Raw genomic sequence first — 23,514 nt, 5'->3', positions numbered from 1 at the left:
TTCATTAACAAAATAGTTTCGCAGTAAAGGATGGGTCCATTGCGATTGCATGCAAATCTATTCGTCAAAATAACCGTATTACTGTTCACGATCATATCTATCACCTTGTTGCTATATGGATTATCCTACAAAAAGGATGTCGGAGTCATCACAGAACAAATTAAAACCTCCGATTTGAATCATTTAGATTTTTTCACAAAACAAATGGACAATAACGTGAACCAGTTAGCCGGTTTAGCTTATACCTTACAACGTGACCCGACGATCCGAGAATATGAGCATATCCAAGATCTCCAACATCTTATTGATCCCAACAAAACCACACTGACAGTTCTGGAAAAGTTGGCTCTGCAAACCAGTTCTAGTACATGGGAAAATCAGATTAACATTTACAATATACAAAAACGGGAGACACTGTCTTCAGATGCTTCGGTTGTTTTCGAAGAGTCGCTGCTGAAAAAACCTTTGGCAAAAGGCTGGAATTATGATTCGTCGATGAAAATGAACAGTTCGGATAGCGGTTTTCGCTTGCTGCTCGCCGATCCTGTCGACTTTGCAGAAACGCCTGAATTGTCGAATATGATCATTGAAGTCCGTTTCCCAGTATCTAATTTGCAAAAAATGATAGGGGAATATCAGTATTACGGTGATACATTCCTTTATCATCCAAAACTCGGTCTTATAAAAAATCAGAATTTAGATACAAATCTTGCAACTGGGATTATGAACAACTTACAGAACATTCAAGCTGAGCAGCAGTTTTCAACCACAGTCTATCTTCAAGGCAAGCAATACTTAGTCAGTATGATTCGATCGACATCGTTAGGATGGTATATGATTCATTATTCACCGCTTGAACAAATTTTGCATCCAATTAGAACCAGCAGGGTTTCATTTATCACCGCTTCTTTTGTATTGCTTGCTCTCAGTACTTTGTTTTCTCTAATCATGTTCCGTCAGGTACAGCGCCCAATCGGTATTTTACTCAGAGCGGTAAACAAGATGAAAGAAGGTTACTGGTCCACACGAATTCGGACGAAAGCAAATAACGAATTCTCCATTTTAAATCAAGGGTTTAACGAAATGGCTCAGAAGGTACAGGAACTGATCGAACGTGTCTATCTCGAGCAACTACGTGCCAAGGATGCTTATCTGAAGCAATTACAAGCGCAGATTAATCCACACTTTCTTTATAACTGCCTTAATTTTATGAAAAGCAAGGCAAGAGTAGGCGATACTGCCTCTGTTGAAGCGATGGCACTTAACCTTGGCGAGTATTATCGCTACATAACGCGAATGGATCATTCATTAACAACGATCGGACAAGAAATGAAGTTAGTGGAAAGCTATTTATCGATTCAAAATCTGCGTAAACAACGTATCGATTATTCCATAAGCATCACGGACGTTTTGCTTACAGAGCCCATTCCTAAATTGTTAATCCAGCCCATCGTTGAGAACAGCATTATCCATGGAATCGAAAAGAAATTGGGCGGGGGCCGGATCATGATCCATGGAGAAATCAAGGATGACACGCTGATCATTTCAGTCGAAGACAATGGAGCGGGAATGGATCCCCACCAAATGGAAGAGCTCTATGCCGTACTAGACACGCCAATCCGTGAGGATGGCGGATGCGGGCTTTGGAACGTTCAGCAGCGTTTGAAACACCAGTATGGCGGCTTGTCCGGTTTACTCATTGAACCTTCTGAGCTTGGAGGGGTCAAAGTTACACTTCGCATCCAAAAGAAAGGATTGAATCATGTTACAAATACTACTCGTTGACGACGAACCTTATGTTGTAGATGACTTGTCTATCACAATCCCTTGGGCGGATTTGCAGTTTGAACAAGTCCATAAAGCCTACTCAGGACAAGAAGCGTTAGAAATCCTTATGCACAATCCTATTGATATCGTCATAACGGATATCAGCATGCCTGAAATGTCCGGCCTGCAGCTGATCGAGGAAATTCGCAGCGGGTGGAAGCATATCAAATGTGTGCTGCTTACCGGTTATGCAGAATTTGAATATGCCAAGAAAGCTATCGAGAACCAAGCAAGCGCTTATTTGCTAAAGCCAATCGGGGATGAGCAATTGATCGAAGTGCTTCAGCAACTGCATCTTGAGATTCAGCGTGAATGGGAGACATTATCTTCCTTCCAGAATACGATGCAGACGTTTCGTGAGCATTTGCCGTTGCTGCGAGACCGGCTTCTTAATGAAACTCTTCAAGGACGACGATTCACTAAAGAGCAACTTTCAGAACATATGCATAAATACCAACTGTCTCCGATGATTGACGAGCATGTAGCGATTATGATCGTGCGGCTTGAAGATTACTTTCAGAGGCAAGACATGAACAGTATACCTCTGTTCGAATACGCTATTGTCAATATTGCAAATGAGTTGTTTCATGAACAGTTCGATATTTGGTCATGTAAAGATGTACATGAATATTTAGTCTTTCTTCTCAAGCCAAAATCACCGGACGTCCGCTCTTTTTCTTTAACTCAAACTGCCTTTGAACTGCAAAAAAACGTTAGCATGTACCTCAAAGGAGATGTTTCAGTCGCAACTACGTCATGGGGAATATTCCCATACAAAGTGCGTGAACTATATCAATCTGCAGTTGCCTTGATCAGGCAGAGAATCGGACATGATACTGGTCTCTTCTTGACCGTAGATCAACAGATCGGGAATCAGGACATCCAAATCATGCAATCGCTTTATGAACCTCCAACCTTTCTTCATTTGTTCGAAGCGAACCGCTGGGATGCCATTGAAGAAAAACTTCATGCCGTTTTTCATGAATTAAAAGGCAGTGGAGAACACTCTCAGGAGCATATTGAGGTGACCAGAAATTATTTAAAGACAGCATTTTATTATTTTGCCCATAAAAATAATAAGTTGCTCAGAGATATCCTCGCCCCCTCGATGAATGAAAGCAGAAAGTTCCACTCTCCCGAGATGCTGAAGGATTGGGCAATGGAACTCATAGTGCAATTAAGGGCATATTTTGACTCGGGGCATCAAGAACAGCGTTCAATTCTTATTAACGATGTGCATGACTTTGTAGATAGTAATATCGGTTATGTCTCCCTTCAATCCATTGCAGATCATGTACAGCTACATCCCGTATATCTCTCTAAAATTTACAAATCAGAAACCGGAAAAAGCATCAGCGATTATTTTTTCCAAGTCAAAATGGAAAAAGCTGCTCACTTACTGACTAACAGCCAGCTTAAAATTTATGAGATTTCAACTATGCTTGGTTATTCGACTGCACACTATTTTATTAAGCTGTTCAAAGAGTACAGTCATATGACTCCCCAGGAATTCAGAGAACGGTCAAATTGAGGGGATTTTTAAAAATTCAAAAACGCGGAGCTTCGTTACGACGCTCTGCGTTTTTGTAATGATTATTTAGTGAGTTGTGCTGCAGGGCTCTTCAGCATTTGATAGGAGAGCTACATCTACAAATCAAATCCGCCTTTGCGAATTACTTCCTTATACCAGAAAAAACTGTTCTTTCGCGTGCGGGCTAACGTTTGAAAATCGACATGTATGAGTCCAAATCGTTTGCCGTATCCTTCTGCCCATTCAAAATTATCCAGCAATGACCAGGTGAGATAACCGATCAGATTCACACCGCTCTCCAAACAACGATTCAGTTGGATCAAATGCTGCTTTAAATATTGAATTCGCTTCGTATCATTTACGCGCCCTTCCTCTACGTCATTGTTGTAACAAGCTCCATTTTCAGTGATTAGCAACGGGATATTCCCATACCTTTGCGTAATATAGCACAGCACATTATAAAATCCATCGGGATAAATAAACCAATCAAAATCTGTTTTAACATATCCGGTATCGACATTCTCATAGTCGAATAAGCCTTCGTCCTGCTTATATCTGCCTACGTTGCCCGTGTAATAATTAATCCCCACATAATCAATTGGATAGTGAATATCTTTCATATCGCCTTCCTTTATTTCCAGAGAGACTCCCTTCGTGGCAAACCAATCGAGCATAAATTGCGGATACTTTCCTAATAAAACCGGATCCATAAACCATTCCAAAAAGAAAGCGACGCCTCTGCGGCATGCATCCGCATCTTCCTTGCGATTGGAATACGGCTCCAACCAGGTCACATTAGGAGCAATACCTATTTGTCCTGAGATCCCCAGTTCCCTGAATCGTTTCACGGCTCGGCCATGAGCAATCAGGAGATGATGTGAAATCGTAACGGCGAGCTGCAAGTCCCGATTCCCAGGAGCATGAATACCCATATAATTGGAGAGAAATGAAATGCACCATGGTTCGTTTAGCGTTATCCAATACTTGATTCTCCCTGCAAATTTACGAAAAATGACTTCCGAATAGGCAACAAACGCATCAATTGTATCTCTGTTTTCCCATCCGCCCTGATCCTCCAACGTTTGCGGCAAATCCCAATGATATAACGTACAAACAGGTTCGATTCCAGCTGCTAAAAGTTCATCAACCAGATTGGAATAATATTCGAGGCCTTTCAAATTTATCTCTCCAGTGCCGCTCGGAAATATCCTGGGCCATGCAATTGAGAACCGGTACATCGTAATTCCCAAGTCTTTCATAAGTGCGATATCTTCTTTATAACGATTGTAGCTATCGCATGCGATATCGCCATTATCGCCATTCTTCACTTTACCAGGCGTATGCGAAAATGTGTCCCATATAGAAGGTCCTCGCCCGTCATCCTTGAAGGCCCCTTCTATTTGATAAGCAGCAGTCGCCGCTCCCCAATGAAAATCTTCCGGGAATCGTATTTGTGTCATTGATCATTCCCCTTTCTGTGTATCAATCATGATTTTCAAGATTTAACCGCTCCCGTCATGGCGCCTTCAATAATATACCGCTGCAAGAAAATATACAGGATGATCATTGGACTTGCCACAATGACAAGTGCCGCAGCCAATAAAGTCCATTGATTGCTGAATTGGCCGTAGAACTTGAATAACCCCAGTACAATTGGAAATAGCTGCTTATCGGAAAGATAAATGGTCGCCCCTATCACGTTGTTCCAGACCCCTATTGCCTGCAAAATCGCGCTTGTCGCCAATACGGGTTTTATTAGGGGCATAATTATCGTCATCACATATCTGGAATAGCTGCAACCGTCGATGCTGGCCGCTTCATCCAATTCTCTCGGGACAGCCTTTATGTAGCCCGTCATGAGCATAAATCCAAGACCAATCCCTGTGTTCACCAAAATATACCCGACTCTGGTATTATACAAACCTAACCAATGGATCAAATTCCACTGAGGAATCATATTGTTCGGCAAAAAAATCGCGATCATAAAAAAAACGTACACAAAGTTGCTCCATTTGATATAACTGCGGGATACAGGAAAAGCAGCTAGAGCGGAAATCAGAACTGACGCCCCGACGGCTACCCCGGTGTAAAGTATACTGTTCCAAATGTACGTGCTAAAATTCCCCTGTTTCCATGCATTCACATAATTTTCAGGTTGAAAATGCTTGACAATACCTACCGGATCCACAATAAATTCAACGTCCGGCTTAAAGGACACATTAAACAGATATAAAAGGGGATACAGGTAAAGTATCACCATGATCAGCATGATGAGATAGCCGAGAGGTCTGGGCACCAAATGGTTCTTCATTACAACTGCACCTCTCTTCGCCGTAAATAATATTGAGCTATTACTGCTATGACCAGGACAATGCCGAATTGAATAACAGCAACCGCTGAAGCAAATCCTTGTCGAAGTCCTAAAGCACCCGGCGTACCTCCGAATGCGGCACGATATATTTCATAACCAAGTACACTTGTGTTGAAATTGCCTTGAGTCAGAACAAAAACTACGTCATATGTTTGCAGCGATCCAATAATGGCCAAAAGTAAATTTACTGTGGCTGTTGAAGCGAGCATTGGCCATGTGATATGAACAAACGATTGCCATGCTCTGGCGCCATCAATATGACCTGCTTCATAAAGATCGCCCGGGATTGCCTGCAAGCCGGCAAGAAAGATGACCACCGTATACCCCAGCGAGCCCCATATCTGTATAAAAATAACGATCCAAAACGCCAAATCATAGGAGCCCAAAAAAGTTGAAGAGCTGCCGAATATCCCCCACAGCTTCTGAACCGGGCCATCCATCGGATTAAACATGAGCGACCAAATCAATCCGAAGACCGCTACGCCCAACACGACCGGCATAAAAATCAGCGATCTGTAAAACAAATGGCCTTTCAATTTCGAATTAATAATGATAGCGAGAAGAAGCCCGATAGCTGTCTGCACGATCGTGACAGCAAAAGCAAAAATGACAGTTCTCTTGACCGAAGCCAAATAAGCCGCCGTTCTGCCTGAATGAAAAAATTCTTTGTAATTATCGAGACCGATAAAATGCCACTTCACTCCTACAACTCCCGAAATATCGGTAAATGAGTATATAATGCTAGCCATTGAGGGTCCAAAAGAAAATACAATGTAAATGATTAATGCCGGCAGCAGGAATCCGTAAGGAGCCCATTTATGCCACTTTTTACCGAATGGATACATCTCCAGCAACTCCTATCTAGTGAAAAATGGAGGTAGGCGCGCAAGCAGGACTACCCCCAAGTGTTTGTCTTCAATTATTTAGCGTTTTTCATTTCGACTTCCCACTCTTTTTGCATCTTTTGCATAATTTCTTCAGGAGTTTCCTTGCCTGCCGGCTTCAGAAACTGAACAGGTGTCGGACTGCCCGTGTAATCGCCAGCTCCTTGCGGTGCTTGCCAAATAACATCCATGGCCAGCTTCAAACTACTTGCAAGCGGAGCAACTTCCTGCATAAACGGATTCGTGAATTTGACATTTGGCTGAGTAGGCAAGAAACCAACTGTATTAATAAATTCGTTATAGATATCCGGTTGAGAAATAAATTCGAGATACTTTAATGCGGCATCTTTATTAGCCGATTTTGCGGCGACTAATAGAGACATATCATATTTACCGAAGAAATTTTTATTATTCTCCGCTTTATCGCTGGCTGGCATCGGGAAGTATCCAAATTTCAGATTCGGATTCGCTTTCTCGATGGCACCTGAATTCCAAATCCCGTCAGGCATCATAGCCGCTTTCCCCGTTGCGAATCGTCCGACGACCGAAGCATAGTCGATACCCATAAAGTCCTTCTCGGTATAGTTCAACATTTGTTGATATTTAGTAAATATCTCCGAGAATACCGGATCAGTAAACTTTGTTTCACCAGACCATAACTTCTTGTCTAATTGTTCAACATTAGGCTCAATGGCCTGAATAAATCCATTAGCTACCATTCCAAGCGGCCACACATCTTTGCCTGCGAGTGTGAACGGCGAAACTCCGCTATCTTTAAGCTTCTTAGAGACGTCCATCATCTCAGGCCAAGTTGTCGGTACTTTTAAGCCATTTTTCTCAAACAATTCCTTGTTGTAAAATACGCCTGTGTAAGTAACGGTCCCGATATCGACACCCCAAACTTTATCCTTGTATGTAGTGGCATTTTTCAAAGCTTCCGGGAAGTAATTACTCAAGTACGGTTTTCCCGTCAAATCCTCAATCAAGCCGGCATCGATGTATTGCTGCAGCGGAGGAACGGCTGCGCCTTTATGCCAATCTTTTTTCGGGTTGATCGCGAAATCCGTTATGATATCCGCATCGTTAGCGTTTAAGCGGGTTTGCAGTAAAGTTTGATATGCGGCATCCGGTTTTGATGTATCTAACGTAATTGTAATGTTCGGATATTTCGCATGAAACTTTTCGTTGACTTTCGTCAAAGCCGCAATGTTCGTTGGCTGTTCCCATGTAGCCAGTTTCAACGTGATCGGTTTTTCTGCTTTTGCTGTTTGCGCAGGAGTGGAGCTTTGATTATCTTTTGGTTTACTGTCAGTCGTTGCCGTATTGCCGCCGCATGCCGTGAAAACGAGTGCCATCGAACAGGTAGTCAATACAGTTAATCCTTTTTTGCCAAGCAGACGCATTGATAGTCCCCCTAAATAAGTAGTTGTATGTAACCGGTACCGTTGTTACTCCTTTATTATAAATTTGAGAGAATAAGCCTTAAATAACAAATCGACAGCATTGATAACAAAAAAGCAATATACGAGTTATTCGCTACAAAATTAGCATCGGATTGTGTCGGAAATAATGATTTTATGATACAAAAAGACGGGGAGAGTCCCCGGGTTCGCGAATATATAGTACAAGCATTCACGTAACCTTTCATACTCTCTCCCGCTTTTAACAAATCAAGGGGTAATCGCGCCGTCATTGACTAAGCTAATGTCGTCGATAAATACGCTTAAGTCGCCGGCATTGCCTCCGGCAATATTCCCAAGCTCGAAGCTCACTCGACCTTTATTCGTAGTATCCTTGTCATCAATAAAGGTAAACGTATAGGTCTGATCGGTCGTACCCAAATCAATGATTTTACTGCCATAACCATGCCATGCGTAGTTATGAGCGGCATCATCCGACCAACCGATACTGATGTTCATCTTACGCGGTGTTGTCGAATGCGCCTTGAATGACAGCGTGTATTGGTTGCCATTTTTATAACCGACTCCCTCATAGTAAACTTGGCGCTGCCAGGATTCTGTCCCAACAGTTCCGACATTAGCCCTTAACGAACCGTTGTCGTTGGAGATGGCAAGCTGGCCACTATCTTGTGAGAATATTGTCCAACCCGATAAGCCCGAAGCAAAATCGCCATTGGGAATCAAATTCGCCTTTTGTGACATCACCTGCACCAGAGAAACATTGTCCAGATAAACGGAATGAGTGACAGAAATATCGCCGAGTTTGCCTAAACTAAAGAGAGGTACTGCGTCCGGATCATCGGCTGTCATCGTGAATACTTTCTCGAAATGCTGCTTATTGCCAGTTAAACTAACTGTTTGATCCATATAAGGCGTATATGGAGCCTCATTTAACTGTACGATTCCTTTCATATCCCTCGAAACTGACGCTGAAGCATCAAAACTGAAACGATACGTCTTTCCGTTCGCAAGCGCCTTATTTGCTGTTTGTTTAACTTGGATATCGTATTCGTTCGCGCCAGGTCCATCAATATCCACGCTTAATTTTCCATTGGCAGCAGAAATTGTGGTGGACTGCACGCCAGCGTCTGCTGAATTTTTCATCAGTGTCCATCCACTTGTATCATTATTGCTGAAATCCCCGTTTTGAATCATTTCCCGAGAGAAGTCGATCCATACAGTGCTATAATCCTGCCCTGCCAAGCGCAAGTAATAGGTTCCTGCTTGCAGATCAAACTGTTCGATATAGATCGTTTTATACGAATGCCTGCCCCCAGTATTGCCAACGGCAACTGCGATCGTTTTCACTGCATGCAAGGATTCGTCCAGAACCGTAAAGTTCAATATGGAGTCGTCTTTGACGCTTGAGACCCTTACTGATGGCACATAGCGTCCTGGCTGCACGATGCTGATTTTGTAATCAGTATAATTGCCTAGGGCCATTCCTGTTAGGTCTTTAGCGCCCTCCCCACTTGCTTCTAACGTTGTACCTCGCGTTTCCCAATATTGGTCTGCCGGAATATGAACATAATCATTCACTGTGGGGGTACCATTACGTTTAATCAAACGCACATTATCCAATACAATTGTTCCCGTGCCGCCGCCTAACAGAAACTTCAAGGTGGAGTCAGTTTGTGTATCATTTACCGTAAAATGTTTGGTATAAGTAGTCATGGCATCAGTCAGATTCACGGTCGGTCCTCCCGTATAGGTTACACCGCCACTCACTCCTGTATCGAGACCGACTGCGATCGAACGGTTGTGATCTGCCTTAGCATCAAACGTTAACGTATACGTAGCCCCTTTGGAGAGCACTAGCCCTGATTGCGACAAATAAACACTCTCAGGAGCGGTACCACCATTTGCTGCGGTTACTTTAAGCTTACGATCCATCATGTAGGTGGAAGGTACAAGATCATTGCTTACCGAAGCCGTTGCAGCTGCCCCTACAGCTTTTGTAATATGCCAGAACGCCATTCTGTCACTGCCTTGATCGAATCCGCCGTTAAAGACCAGATTGCCATCGCTAAGCGGCTGCCTTACCTTTGGCGGCTCTGGAATCCACGGAATCTCAACCACCCTTACGTTTGTTAAATAAACGTTCTCGGTAGAATTCTTTCCGAGATTGAACTCGAAACGGGTATTATTATCAGTCTTACTCTTCATATTGAAGGAGTACTCGTAGGACTGCCATTGATCGGTGAGTTGCGCAGTCACTTCTCCCGAATAAGGCGTCCAACTTCCCTGATATTGGGACACCTTCGACATAATCGAACGAGGCGCATCCGCCTTGGCATCATAAGTGACCTTATATGCCTTACCTTGTTCCAACATGAGAGGCATTTGCGTTAGTTGAATCGAATAAAGTTGGTCGCCTGCATTCGTAACAGTGACTTTCGCTACATTTCCCTTGACTGGGTCTTGGGCGATACTAACATTCCCATCGCCATTGACGTTCTTAAGGAACTCCCATTTGTGAGGAACGCCATTATCGTCAATCCCCCCATCGAATTTGTTGTTCCAAATTTGATTCCCGTCCGGCATCGGATCGCGCTGTGGCAAGTTGAGACTTGATGACTCTGGGCGCTTTCCAGTCACGTCAGGCAATTTATCCAAATCTTTGTACTTGTAGGCACGGACATAATCGATATACATTTTATCGGACTTGAAATCGCCCTTCGGATTTCCCGGCATATCGCCACCGACAGCCAGATTCAGGATCATGTAGAAAGGCCGATCGAAAGGCGCAGGATACGTATAATTTTCCTCCTGCCCGTCACCCCTTGAACCCCAATCACTGGTTTCATGGAACTTATGTCCATCCACAAACCAACTGATTTTCCCAGGCAGCCATTCCACCGAAAACACGTGATAATCATCGGCAAACGTCTGTCCTTGCGGCAGTAAATAATGATTATATTGCTGTTCGTGAGGATTACCGTAGTGAATGGTGCCTTGAACCTTCCTCGGATACACATCCGCATTAGCGGGATCAGACGCTACTGGCCCCGTAAGCTCCATCATGTCAATTTCGCCGGAGCCAGGCCATGGTCCATATTGCTTGAGTTCATCTGTAGGCATCATCCAAATGGCAGGCCACATGCCTTGTTGAATAGGCAATTTGGCGCGAACTTCGAACTTTCCATACGTCCAGTCGCCTTTCATTTGGGAGGTCAGCTTACCCGACGTATAATCACGGCCCGAGTGAAATTCTTTTTTTGCTTCTAGAACAAGTACGTTTTCGTTACCGTCTTTCTCAATGCTTGCATTGTTAGGACTATAATATTCCAACTCATTATTGTACACTGTTCCAGTATCCTGAACGTTCCATTTACTCGAATCGATTGTATTGCCGTTAAACTCGTCATTCCAGATCAATTGCCAAGGATTTTCTTGCGAAGAATTACTTGAATTGCTTGAATTACTTGATGAACTGGTTGGCGTACCAGGCTTAACTCCTGAATCTTCGGGCAAATTAAGATCGTTGCCTTTGCTCACCGGTTTATCGTTAACCGTAACACCAGCAGCCCCTACTTTCATATGAACAATCGTGCCTTTGTTCACGATCTTGGAGCCGTAAGCCGATTCTCCAATATGTAATTCCTTCACTGTAGCACCTGAAGATAATTCTATGATAGATGGATGATTGACCTCGACGAATTCAGCCGAAGAATTGTCGTTTAAAGCAAACCTTACCTGATTATTCTTCTTGTTCAGGACCACGTGAGACAGATTCGACTTATTAAATATGACGGAATGTGTGCCGCCTCCATTAATAAAAGTGTCGCCTGCAACCGTAATGTTGCTGAACGCAACCTCCCCTTCGCCTACTCCTTCCGAAACATAAAGATTGCCGTCGATTTTCACATCTTGCAGTGTCGTTCCAGGCTTATTGACAATTACATTTCCTTTAATTTCCTTTGTCTTGGTATCGCCAAAATCCGGGCTCATCCAGACAATCATGCGACCCAGCAACTCGACGGTTTCAGCACGCGTCATTGCACGTTTTGGCTGCAATTTTTGCCCGTCGTCGCCTGTTAAATATCCCTCCGAGATTAGACTGCTCATTGCTGATTTGGCATAATCATCGATTTCTGCAGCATCATGGAAACGTAATATCGAATCATTGGTACTACTGCTAATTTGAAATGCCCGGGTTAGCAAAAGTACGGCATCCTGGCGCTGAATCCGCTCATTCGGAATAAACCTTCCGTCAGGATACCCTTGGATCAGTCCAGCATTCGTCGCTTTGGAAACGGCTTCCTTATACCAATCGGAAGGTTTTACATCCGTAAACGATGACGGTCCATCACTCTCATACCGGAACAAGCGGTTAAGGAATGTGACAAATTCAGCGCGCGTTACCGGCTCGTCGGGATGAAATTCTTGATCCTCGTAACCGGTTACAATACCAGCCTGCGCAAATTTAGCAACAGCAAGATTCGCCCAGTGGCCATTCATGTCCTCGAAATTAACAGCCATTGAGGATGGCTTTTCTTCTACAGAAGCAGCCAAAACTGGCGCTGCCGAAGAGAAGAACGGGACAACAAGACTAATGCTTAAAAGTGTAGAACATACTTTCCGATACACGTTGACTCCTCCTATTAACGATAGTTGGTAAATCTGGCTGTGGGCTGTCTCCATTATAGGCTTGCCCCTTGCTGCCAGAAATACCAAATCATAAATCTGAATAACAAATATTCAATGTGGAGTCGACTACTAACTTTTTTTGACACTTCAAAAAGCACTTATTATACACCGTAGGAGGTTTATAAGTGCTTTTTATCTTGGGGCCGAAAATGCGAATTATTAATTACTCGTATACTTTACCCAATCGTAGAAAGCAGATAGAGGATTTTTACCGTCATAAGTTCCGAGCCAGGAATCCACTCCCGTGCCATTCCATATATTCATCATGATTTTGCCCGGTGTCTTTGGAATGTTGGAGGTGGCTGTATGCTTCAAAACGCCATCCACATACCATTTAATAGAGCCTGCCTGCCAATTGAATGCGTACGAATGAAATCCTTGAGAAGCATCAAAGCCGAGGTCAACGACCTTCTCATGGCCGCCAACACCATTCGTGTAGTAATTAAACTGCACTTTCGTTGTATCCTTGCCAAGGAATTCGATGTCGATCTCATCCCACTGGGTACCATCGATCGGACCGGTATAAGTGAAGAATGAGGAGACAATACCCACATTCTTAGCAGGCTTCATGTTGACCTCATATTTACCATAGCCGTATTTGTTCGTGGAACGGTATTCGCCACAGTCGAATTTGTTGTAAGATGGACTGGTGATCTTTAGTTCCAATTGTCCGCCGCTGGTGAAATTGGCATTATTTTCTCTCCATGTACAATTAAACATGGAACCGTTGGAGTAATTATTCGCTTTTTCCCAAGTGCTTGGATTGTGATAAGTGAGCGGATCCCAGAACTCCCACACTGCTGATACGGACGTTATCAGACTAAGCGATAAAGTCACTCCGATAAGGGCAAGCATCCATTTCTTCTTCATAAACCTACCTCCAGCTTTATAATGTGTTTGTTTGTTACGTCTCTATGTTATCAGGGCCCTCGAATGTAAGCGTTACCAATTACTTGATATTAATACCAAGGTCGTCGCGACACACACGAAAACCTTGATCGGGGCCAAAGCCATTCGCCTCGAACTTGCCTCGAAAAGATAACTGGCTGTTGCTGACGTCGCCAATCCAACCGCCGCCCTTCGCAACCCGGTAAGACCCGCTATTACTATCCAAGTCTCCGTGCCAATTCCAGCTCCACTCCCTTACGTTACCTGACATATCGTAAAGTCCTAACTCGTTGGGTTTCTTGTCACCGATAGATTTTGTTTTATTATGGTTATTTTCTATCGCAGGCCAGTTCCAATCACCTGATAAGTATTTATCACCAGCGTTTTTCCAATACCATGCTACTTCATCTGCATTATTGCTTCCGCTGTAAGTGTAACTCTTGCTCATTTGACCTCCACCTGCAGCATATTCCCACTCTGCTTCTGTCGGCAATCGGTAACCATTAGCTTCCGCATTGATCGTTACTGTCCATTTTATATTATCGTTATCACTCTTATTATTCGGGTCTATTTTGTTCTTGTCTATATTGTAATACGGTTTTAAGCCCTCTTTTATACTTCTTTTAATACAGTACTCAACAACGTCATACCAGCTTACCATTTCTACCGGCAAATTATCGCCTTTGAATTCGGAGGGATTACTTCCCATTACCTCAATCCACTCTTTTTGAGTTACCTCATATTTGCCAATAATAAAATTCGATATTTTTACACTTTTTCCGTAGTAGTTGGACTTTGTGTTCATAAAAGTCCCGCCTTTGACTAGTACAAAGTTATCATTCTTTTCAGGTTTTTCTTGCGAACAAGCGCTGACAGCAACCATCATTCCCATTAAAAAGAAAGGTAATAGCTTTCTCATAGATTATCTCCTTTAAACTGATCGGAAAAAGGGATCGGTTCCCTCGCGCCCCTTCACTTTTCTGAAAGGTGTATAAGACCGCCGGCTGTGAAGCCGGCAGGCCTTAGCAGTATCAATAATTGAAAACTTTCTCAACATTCTAGAAACGGTCAGGCACACGTCAGTTGCCCTGCTTGCAGGTAAGCTGTTACCACACCGTTACGTTAGAGCTCCCACTACTTTGATATCCCTCTGTCGCTAATACCTGGTAAGCCCAACTACTCCCCAGATTCATTCCTTTGCTCTGCCATGCGTTAACGTGGTTGCTAAAAGTGATAGCGACGTTGCTGCCAGTCGCTCTCTTCGACTGTCGGACACTCCAGAACTGGGTGAAAGTTTGTGTACCGTCAATGGAAGGTGCGTTAGTTCGCGTAGTCGTATATATGTCATAAGTGCCCCCATCACTGGTCACAGTGCCTTTATACGTTCCAGTAGGTCTGTATGTCCCCCAGCTATCAACGACGTAATATTCTATGAGTGAGTTTCTCGTCCACCCATAGAGAGTCAAATACCCATTGCCGGACGGTGCCCAGACGCCAGCATTGTAGTTTATTGTTCTAGTTGCTGATCCGATATTCCAGCCTTTACCGACAACAAAATTACCTGAATTTGTCCAATTGACGATGTAATTACCTCCAGATCCATTAACAGCGTTTACAGTTCCACCGCCATCGGTCCAATTTTGCCAGTAGTCTGTCGCTGCACTTGCGGTTGTTGCAATCAAGCTGGTACAACTTACTGTAGCTGCAAGAACTAACGTCAAGAACTTCTTTTTAAACTTTAACATAGTCTACCTCCTAAAATATATTATTTGTCACAACGTACCTACGTACTACTTGAGTATTACCCTTTGTAAATTACCTCCTTTCTTAGTAAATTATAGTACGCAAGCGCATACATAGCATTTAACAAATTAAAGAGTATACACCCTATTTTTAACTTATTCACAAAAATATGAAAGTCGCCGTGAACTCACTCGCAAACGCTTAATACTCGATTGACCTCATGCTGAGGATCACTTCTGGTTTTTATCTGCAATACTCATTGCAGTGTTTTCATCACAACACGGGACCTTCCATGATCATCACAATTTCTGAATATCAATCGACTAAAGTTATACGCACCGTTATTCCAAACATGGAAATCATGAAAACCATCTTTAATCAGAATTTGATAACAATGATTAAGTTGATCCCCCGATTGGCTTATAAGCCCATCTATCGATTCTATACAGCTGCCAATGGCTACTCCGTCCGCATCGCCGCAGGTGGTATATAGCAAATGAAGATCATGGACGCAAGACGCAAGACTGACTCCAAGCGTTTTGCCATCACTCGACGTGGGCGCATTTGAAAAAGCTCCGACGTAAGCGAACAAATCTATCATACCTGGTGCGAGTACAGTCTTATCCAACCCGTTGTTCCAAGGACTCTCCGTGCGAGTGATTCGCGTCGAATCATGCCGGTAACCGCCGAGGATCAGATTCAGGGCTTGCATTCCCCCCATAGAGAGCCCCGCGATCGCTCTGTGCGTGCGGTTAAATAGGATGCCCTCCTGTGAGGTTTCTGTTATGTCTGCTGTGGTTTTGTAATTTGATTCTATAAATGGAATCAGATCGTATCTCAGCTCATAATCAAAATAATAGAATCCCAGCATATTGGTTCCTTCGGTATTGAAGGAGCTATCTGTCCAGTCGTACGCGCTTCTTCCGTTGGGAAATACGACGATCAACGGATCGATATCACTGTTTGCTATGAGATTGTCAAATAGATTGCAAATGATAAATTGTCCGTCAGCTTTACCGTTGCTGCTTAACCATTCAGATTGATCTCCGCCTACACCATGAAGCAAATACAATACATTGTATCTGACAGAATTGTCGTTTGGGTCATAAGCGGCAGGCAAGTAGACGTTGCATTTCTTCAATATGGCATCTCCCGCAACGGTTTCTCTTCCTGCTTCACTGCTATCGATGATCCGATCTGTTACAAGCTGTCGAGTCAAATGGATATAGTTGCTTACCTTATAGGAAACCTCTTGAATCGTACCTTGAAGCTCTTCATTAACGGACCTAAAATATTCGGCAGGCACTGCCGTCACATTCATGCTGCTCATGGCTCATTAGTCCCCCTTAAGATGCGTTATTGTACCTGTTGAGCATTCAAAATCCTAATCATACTAACCGCCGCTTCTGCGCGGGTGCTAAAAGCCTTCGGCTTCAGCGTACCGTCCTCGTAGCCGTTCAGCAGACCCTTGGCAGTCAAAGCCGTAAGCGCTCTTTGGGCCCACGTGGATACGTCACTACTGTCCTTATAATCCAGACTTCCGCTGGCCGTAGCCAGGTGTGCAGCACGTGCAAGGATTACGGCCATTTGTTCCCGGGTGATGTTGTCTTCCGGACCGAAGGTTCCGTCCTCATAGCCGGCTACAATCCCCAGTGCGGATGCTACTGCAATTGCCTCCTTTGCCCAGTGGCTGCCAGTATCGGAGAACCCAAGTCCTCCTGTTGCCGTCAGGTGAAAAGCTTTGACGATCATGGATACGAACTCGGATCTCGTTAGGGTTGAATCAGGCTGGAATGTGCCGTCCGGGTAGCCGTCGATCACTCCTGCTTTTACAAGTTCTTGGATCCCTGCTTCGGCCCAGTGTCCTTTAATATCAATTAAAGCCGGAACCTCGACAGATGCGGACTTTTCTGCAGCCAATACGGCAAACTTGGTAAAGTGCGTCACACTGCCGGAAACGGTACCTTTCACCAGGTCGATCTTAATATCGTCTAATTTGACCCATTTGGCGGTTTCTTCGTTGTACCAGTACAATGCCACCTCATGCTCATCATCCAACAAACTGGTGTTGAACGGAAGGGTGATCGTGACTGGTTTCTGGAACGGTCCGGTTATGTCCTTGGTAATCTCATACACATCTCCGGCTAGCTTCAATTTCGGGTCGGTATTCAGCTTTGAGGGATCGCTCAGCTTTTTGACAACGACGATAACGTCTTTGCCAATGGCTCCGGCCGGCAGATCAATGGTCGCTCCATTCTGTTCCACTTTGCCGCCCTTATGCTCCTCAACTTTAATAGCCCCCTCTGGTGTAGAGGTCGGGGTCGAGCCGTTCTGAGGCGGTGCAGGCTTTGGCTGAAGCGTCAGAACACCGAATCTCGAGGTGCTCTGATAGGATTGACCTGTCGGGTCGTTCCAAGAAAAGACGCTGTCCCGGCTTCCACTGTCCTGAGCATTGTTGACTTGGAGGTCGAATCCGATCATGGTTCCTGCAGTTGGAGTGATCGAATCCAGTGATATTGCTGCTTCTACGACGTAACCTCCATCCATTCTTTTCGTGGCTGATATATAGTTGTTTTGTGTAGCATGGCCGCCGACAGTCTTAACGTTCTTGAAGTTGATTCGGTATTGGCCGTCGTCATCTTGGTAGCTCTCCGATTTTCCGTTGTTCTGGTCAACGAAAATTTCCACTGAATCCTGCTCCCATGTATTGACGTTGGCATCATTCAATACGCTGTCCTTCACAACAGCATAGACATAAAGATTATGCTCATCCCACATCGATCGGAATTGTGCTTTAGCGATTGCGTTGTTATGTTGCTCTACTATTACATCGGTCGTACTAACCGGAGCGTCTGCCCACATGCTGTCCATTTCGCCGTCAATAGCGGGGGTTCCATAAAGAGATTTTGCCGCTTTGGTAGCATCGATATAAGTCAAAGCCCCGTAACCGAGGCTGTCGTTGCCCTGGACGTTCCGAGGATCGCTCCAGGAAACGATAACTCCGTTGCTGCCATGCTCCGTTCCGTCATTAATCCCCATGTCGGTCACTCTTACATCAAACTTCACTTGCTTGCCTAAGATACCGGCCATCGGGATAGATGCTTGCAGCACATAACCGTCAGTACCTTCGGTAATATGAACATCATTTCGTGCGAACGTATACTTCTTGATTCCATTGTCATCCACGAAGAGCTCGATTTGATCCGTTGCCGTTTTGGTAATGTCTTTGACCGCTACGCGGGCATAAAGATTATGTTCATCCCACAAGGTTTTCACCTGAGCCTGCAGTGTACCTGACTGTTGAGTTTTTAGGGTCTGAATTGTATTCCAAACCGAATCCGAAGCATTCACTGGTGTACCTTGAGCTGTAAATGCTGTTTGAGCAGTTATAGGAAGATGGGTAGGCGTCAGTGTCTTTACTGCCTCAATCATTCCCCAATACGCATATTTGGCTTGATACTGCACATCGAACGGAAGAGGAGCATCTTTACGGGTTATATTATTGATGTTGTCGAGCCAAGTATGATCGTCTGCAATCCCCCATATCGTAACATTGCTGATCCATCCGTCAGGATTATAAGCCGGAGTGTTCCTATTCGCTTTTTTCCCCTCATTGTCCAGCCTAACCAGCTCTTGGAACAATTGCTTGTAACGGTAGCCTTGTTTCACAAGCATGGAGTCATCAAAGCTGGTGGCATTGTCCGTATAAACTGAAACGTCAAGCTCCGTTATCTGATTGTCAAATCCGGCTTCTCCGAATTTCCGGATGGATTCGGAAATTTGATCGATAGAGGGACCGCCGATGCTAATGTGCGTTTGGTGGCCCACGCCGTCAATCGGAACCCCTTCGCCTTTCAGCTTCATCACCAGATTAAACAAAAAATCGCGTTTGACCGGATCCTGCGTACTGTAATCGTTGATATACAGTTTAGCGTTCGGCAGCTCTTGACGAGCAACTCTGAAGGCTGTACGGATGAAGTCCAAGCCAGTCAACGTATACCACTCGCTCTTCCGCATGCCGTCTGGCTGCCCGGGGTCAATGACTTCGTTTACGACGTCGATGGCATCAATCGGCACGTCTATAGCACTGAAGTGACGCGCCACCGTTTGGATATAAGTCGTCAAACGGCTGAGTACCAACTGTTTATTGTCCGGTGTAGCTGCAAGCGGCTGACCCTGGGCATCCTTAAACATCCATTCCGCAGCCTGCGAATGCCAAGCAAGGGTATGCAGCCGGAAATTCATAGTGTGAGCCTTGGCATATTGTGCAATTTTGTCTGCTTCCGCCCAGTTCCATTGTCCTTCTGCCAGTTCCAAAGAGCCCGGCTTTGTGGCATTCTCGGCGACGATGGAGCTATAGTGATAATCCAGAAGGTTGTGAACATCAGAAGTAAGTTGATCTCCCGTTATGGCAGCACCAATTTTGAAGTTGTCCGCATAGATGTCCTTCAAAGGATCAATGTCCGTTTGAATCGGCTTCGGCCCGGATGCTTGGCCTGAATAGGACAATTCGAAATCGTCTAAATAAAAAGATCTTGCATCGCTATACGCGTTGGCTACTTCTACGTATGCATTCAAAACAGTCGGAGTACTTGTTAATGTAAATGTGCCGCTCAACTTTACCCAAGCGTCGGATGTTACCGTCACGTTAGACGAAACGTTGGCATAAGAACTGTCACCGCTCTGTACAGAGAGCCGCAATATAGTAGGAGACTGCCCCGAAGCCATTTTTACCCATGCGGACAAATTGTACCTGTATCCCTTGGACATCTTACCAAGGACGTTCAACAGGGGTCCGTCATATTGCTCTGATATCGTGGTCAGCAAGCTCTTGGAGCCGCCTGTGGTGTGATTGTCAGCCGTCGATATATCGATATTACCGGAGCCGTTTCGGCGCACCCAATTTCCTTGCCCTTCCTCAAAGGAGGATTGAATGCCTGTTTGGTCAACAACTCCCGAATCCGTTGGTGCAGTCGGCGTGACATCCGTCAACTTCACTTCATCGATAAAGAGATCCTCCGTAGTGGTGGAAGCTGGATCCGACTCCACCCATATCTTGAATGCCTTCGTATCGCCCGGAAGCTCGTATCCCTTCAGTTCAAAGGTGGTCCAATCGGTGGAGTTAACCAATTTATTCCCCACCAGCCAAGGATATTTGTTGGATAGCGAGTCGGCATCGACATTGGAAGCAACATGGAAACTGTCAGTTCCTGCTCCGACTTTAAGCTTCAGTGACAAATCGTACGTATGACCGGCTTGCGTATACGAAGTCAAATCCAGAAACGGGCTGCTGTTCCTCGCAGCACGGTTCGTCATTGCCAAGGATTTGGAGCCTTCGGAGGCTGTTGCCGATGTTACGGCAATCGTTCCGTCTCCCATCCAGGATACCTTAACCCAACCGCCAGTTTGGTCGTCTTCAAAGCTTTGGGACAAAACAATCATATTACTGGCAGCAGATGCCATCAAAGGCACTAGCAGATGGGAAGCGATCATCCCGAACAGCAGAACGATGACCATCCATACATTAAAATTTTTTCTCACAAGCATCCTCCTCTTTCTGCAATCGCTTACAATTTGTTTCCAATTTCATTCTACAACTTAGGTAATTGGCATCACATACTCAAACTAAAGAATAATCCCCCCTCAATTATGGAGTAGAATAGGCAGTGTGCGTACTTTTCGCGAAAAGACCCTTTCCATTACAATGCAATGATGAAAACCAAAAAAGAATGCAAAGAAATAGACATGCAGGCAAGCATGTCTAATGAAAAAACGCTATGATATGGGCGCGGGCTTGGATTCGGCCTTAGCAAGTACATGAACCGCAGTCCCTGCCTCCGCCTCAAACGAATAGGTTGATGCGTCGAGTTGCTTTGACTCGTAAATCTCCCCTTCAATCCATAATTGGATGGGCAGATTGCAACGAATACGATACACACCTTTATTATCTGGCTTAAGAACAGCATGCTGTAATTGACCGTCTTTCCATGCCATATCTACCGTTACCGCACCGCGGGCGCGAAGCCCCGTTACTTCACCATTGGACCATGCACTAGGGAGAGCTGGTAACAGATGAATGGCGTCAGCATGGCTTTGCAGCAGCATTTCCGCGATACCCGCAGTCCCGCCAAAATTGCCGTCTATCTGAAACGGCGGATGGTTATCGAGAAGGTTGGGCAATGTGGAGTGCGTCAAAAGGGCAACTACATTTTCGTATGCTTCTTCCGCATCTCCCAGCCGAGCCCAAAAATTCACAATCCAGGCGCGACTCCAGCCTGTATGTCCGCCTCCGTTTGCAAGTCGTCTCTCAAGTGTCCGGCGAGCAGCAGCACCTAGGCTTGGTGTCTTCTCTGGAGTGATCTGTGTTCCCGGGTGCAAAGCGAACAAGTGTGAGATATGACGATGTCCTGGCTCCACTTCCTCATAATCTTCAATCCACTCCTGTATTTGTCCATGTCGCCCAATCTGGGGCTGTGGCAGCTTATCCATTGTAAGTTTAAGCGTTGTCAAGAAGTCCATATCCGTCTCTAACTGTTCACCTGCCGCTAGACATGCGAGAAACAATTCGCGAGCAATCTGGCTATCCATGGATGGCCCATAGCAAAGCACGCCCGTTTCCCCATTCGGCAATCTATATGTGTTTTCAGGTGAGACAGAGGGGCAAGTGACAAGCATTCCACTAGGAAGTTCGACCATATAATCAACAAGAAAAACAGCCGCTTCTTTCATCATCGGGTAAGCACGTTTCAGAAATGCCTCATTCCGCTCGAATTGATAATGTTCCCAAAGATGCAGACATAACCATGCAAGACCAAGGGGCCAATATGTCGAGGGTAGATAAAGATCCTGCGGTGCGGTATCCGCCCAAATATCAGTATTATGATGGGCAGCACTGCCACCGCACCCATACATGCTTTGAGCGGTTCGGCGACCGTTTGGAATCATCCGTTCGATCAATGCAAAGAGAGGCTCATGGCATTCGGGTAAATTGCAGATCTCAGCCGGCCAATAGTTCATTTGCGCATTAATGTTAATGGTAAATTTGCTGTCCCAGGCCGGCAACATATCCTTATTCCAAATCCCTTGCAAATTCGCAGGTAAAGATCCTGGTCTGCTTGAAGCAATAAGCAGATAACGGCCATACTGAAAATATAAAGCAAGAAGTCCGGGGTCTTCTGCTCCAGCTTTCATCCGTTCCAATCGTTTCGAGGTGTCTTGTTCCACAGCTTTGAATGCAGCATCAAGCCTTAACGACGTCCGCTCAAATAGTTTACAATAATCTTCAATGTGGGCCGTTAATAAATCGATATAAGTCCGTGAAGCAGCACGCTTGGCATTTGCAAACGCTGCGGATTCAGGATCGGACTCTCGAAAATCCGTGGCGGCGGAAATGACCAATGTGACGGCATCGGCATTGGTCACGACCAAGTGCTCCCCAATCGTATGCATTTGGCCTCCCTCTGGTTTGCACATCAACACACCGCAATAGTTAACACCTCCGCCACTATTGCCGCTCATCATGATCGAATTACCTTCTTCTGTGCGGATATGATCTACGTATCGGAACCTTTCCCTTCCCATTCTTGCCGTAAAGGAAATTTGGCCCGGCGTATCAGCCGTCAATCGAATCACAATCGCGCCGTCCGGATAGCTCGCAAAGATCTTGCGACGATAATGAACCTTGCCCGCCTTAAAGGAAATACTGACCACTGCTTCTGATAAATCGAGCTCCCGTTCATAATCGATGACTTGGTTATCGTCTAATGTTTGGAAATGAAGAAACAGATCACCGAGCGGCACATAATGACGCTGGGTTTCAGGGATCGCAGTTAAGGCAAGCGAAGCGAGGAACTCGGCTTCTTTGAGCTTCCCTTCAAAAATGAGGCGGCGAATTTCCGGAAGATGTACCAATGCATCCGGGTTATGCCGATCCCTCGGCCCTCCATACCATAAGGAATCTTCATTAAGCTGCAATCGTTCGGAGCATGGCCCTCCGAAAATCATAGCTCCCAGCCGTCCGTTGCCAATCGGAAATGCTTCGTCCCAATGCTTGGCTGGGGAGCGAAAAAATAGTCTTTCTTTATACTCTAAACGTGCTTCACTCATGATGATTGCCCCCTTCACTTTACAATCGTATTCTATTTTTAAGGACGTTTGACG

13 protein-coding genes are annotated in these 23,514 nt (G+C 45.0%); 2 read left to right on the top strand and 11 right to left on the bottom strand.

Translation table 11 applies throughout. The features are described from left to right. Positions 1 to 39 precede the first annotated feature (39 nt). Positions 40 to 1,785: a sensor histidine kinase gene (locus LOZ80_RS04560; protein WP_238170305.1), complete on the top strand. Its 1,746-nt coding sequence runs from the start codon at positions 40 to 42 to the stop codon at positions 1,783 to 1,785. Next, positions 1,763 to 3,358: a response regulator gene (locus LOZ80_RS04555; protein WP_238170304.1), complete on the top strand. Its 1,596-nt coding sequence runs from the start codon at positions 1,763 to 1,765 to the stop codon at positions 3,356 to 3,358. The genes LOZ80_RS04560 and LOZ80_RS04555 overlap by 23 nt, the downstream gene beginning before the upstream one ends. Positions 3,359 to 3,474: 116 nt before the next feature. Here LOZ80_RS04555 and LOZ80_RS04550 read toward each other — a convergent pair whose 3' ends face one another. The 11 genes from LOZ80_RS04550 to LOZ80_RS04500 form a co-directional block, all read right to left on the bottom strand. Beyond that, positions 3,475 to 4,818 carry a GH1 family beta-glucosidase gene (locus LOZ80_RS04550; protein ID WP_238170303.1) on the bottom strand — a complete coding sequence of 448 codons (1,344 nt, stop codon included), beginning with the start codon at positions 4,816 to 4,818 and terminating at the stop codon, positions 3,475 to 3,477. Positions 4,819 to 4,853: 35 nt separating this feature from the next. After that, positions 4,854 to 5,669 carry a carbohydrate ABC transporter permease gene (locus tag LOZ80_RS04545; RefSeq protein ID WP_238170302.1) on the bottom strand — a complete coding sequence of 272 codons (816 nt, stop codon included), beginning with the start codon at positions 5,667 to 5,669 and terminating at the stop codon, positions 4,854 to 4,856. Next, entirely contained in the window at positions 5,669 to 6,574 is a 906-nt protein-coding gene (locus tag LOZ80_RS04540) for a carbohydrate ABC transporter permease (protein ID WP_238170301.1), read from the bottom strand. Before LOZ80_RS04540 ends, LOZ80_RS04545 begins: the two co-directional genes overlap by 1 nt. A 74-nt stretch (positions 6,575 to 6,648) precedes the next feature. Beyond that, the gene (locus LOZ80_RS04535; protein ID WP_238170300.1) at positions 6,649 to 8,016 is read right to left on the bottom strand and encodes an ABC transporter substrate-binding protein; all 1,368 of its coding nucleotides are present in this window, start codon (positions 8,014 to 8,016) and stop codon (positions 6,649 to 6,651) included. A gap of 267 nt (positions 8,017 to 8,283) precedes the next feature. Continuing rightward, the gene (locus LOZ80_RS04530) at positions 8,284 to 12,663 is read right to left on the bottom strand and encodes a carbohydrate binding domain-containing protein (protein ID WP_238170299.1); all 4,380 of its coding nucleotides are present in this window, start codon (positions 12,661 to 12,663) and stop codon (positions 8,284 to 8,286) included. A gap of 219 nt (positions 12,664 to 12,882) precedes the next feature. After that, a complete protein-coding gene (gene bglS / locus LOZ80_RS04525) occupies positions 12,883 to 13,593 on the bottom strand; it encodes a beta-glucanase (protein WP_238170298.1) in 711 nt (236 codons plus the stop codon). 79 nt (positions 13,594 to 13,672) lie between these two features. Further along, positions 13,673 to 14,530 (bottom strand): formylglycine-generating enzyme family protein, encoded by an 858-nt coding sequence (locus tag LOZ80_RS04520; RefSeq protein ID WP_238170297.1) that lies wholly within the window; start codon positions 14,528 to 14,530, stop codon positions 13,673 to 13,675. Positions 14,531 to 14,717: 187 nt separating this feature from the next. Beyond that, the gene (locus tag LOZ80_RS04515; protein ID WP_238170296.1) at positions 14,718 to 15,356 is read right to left on the bottom strand and encodes a glycoside hydrolase family 11 protein; all 639 of its coding nucleotides are present in this window, start codon (positions 15,354 to 15,356) and stop codon (positions 14,718 to 14,720) included. A gap of 254 nt (positions 15,357 to 15,610) precedes the next feature. Next, positions 15,611 to 16,684, bottom strand: coding sequence for an alpha/beta hydrolase (locus LOZ80_RS04510; protein ID WP_238170295.1), 1,074 nt, complete (start codon positions 16,682 to 16,684; stop codon positions 15,611 to 15,613). Positions 16,685 to 16,710: 26 nt separating this feature from the next. Continuing rightward, positions 16,711 to 20,895, bottom strand: a complete 4,185-nt coding sequence (locus tag LOZ80_RS04505; protein WP_238170294.1) for an endo-1,4-beta-xylanase — start codon at positions 20,893 to 20,895, stop codon at positions 16,711 to 16,713. Positions 20,896 to 21,129: 234 nt separating this feature from the next. Then, complete coding sequence (locus LOZ80_RS04500) at positions 21,130 to 23,460, bottom strand: glycoside hydrolase family 95 protein (protein ID WP_238170293.1); 2,331 nt, start codon at positions 23,458 to 23,460, stop codon at positions 21,130 to 21,132. Positions 23,461 to 23,514 lie beyond the last annotated feature (54 nt).

It is taken from the genome of Paenibacillus sp. HWE-109 (assembly GCF_022163125.1).
Lineage (GTDB): Bacteria > Bacillota > Bacilli > Paenibacillales > NBRC-103111 > Paenibacillus_E.
This window is presented reverse-complemented; position numbering and strand designations above follow the sequence as displayed.

Bases quoted from the DNA above. Each gene is read 5' to 3' on its own strand.
- LOZ80_RS04555 (WP_238170304.1), top strand. From the start codon at position 1,763: ATGTTACAAATACTACTCGTTGACGACGAACCTTATGTTGTAGATGAC.
- LOZ80_RS04550 (WP_238170303.1), bottom strand. From the start codon at position 4,818: ATGACACAAATACGATTCCCGGAAGATTTTCATTGGGGAGCGGCGACT.
- LOZ80_RS04545 (WP_238170302.1), bottom strand. From the start codon at position 5,669: ATGAAGAACCATTTGGTGCCCAGACCTCTCGGCTATCTCATCATGCTG.
- LOZ80_RS04540 (WP_238170301.1), bottom strand. From the start codon at position 6,574: ATGTATCCATTCGGTAAAAAGTGGCATAAATGGGCTCCTTACGGATTC.
- LOZ80_RS04535 (WP_238170300.1), bottom strand. From the start codon at position 8,016: ATGCGTCTGCTTGGCAAAAAAGGATTAACTGTATTGACTACCTGTTCG.
- bglS (WP_238170298.1), bottom strand. From the start codon at position 13,593: ATGAAGAAGAAATGGATGCTTGCCCTTATCGGAGTGACTTTATCGCTT.
- LOZ80_RS04520 (WP_238170297.1), bottom strand. From the start codon at position 14,530: ATGAGAAAGCTATTACCTTTCTTTTTAATGGGAATGATGGTTGCTGTC.
- LOZ80_RS04515 (WP_238170296.1), bottom strand. From the start codon at position 15,356: ATGTTAAAGTTTAAAAAGAAGTTCTTGACGTTAGTTCTTGCAGCTACA.
- LOZ80_RS04510 (WP_238170295.1), bottom strand. From the start codon at position 16,684: ATGAGCAGCATGAATGTGACGGCAGTGCCTGCCGAATATTTTAGGTCC.
- LOZ80_RS04500 (WP_238170293.1), bottom strand. From the start codon at position 23,460: ATGAGTGAAGCACGTTTAGAGTATAAAGAAAGACTATTTTTTCGCTCC.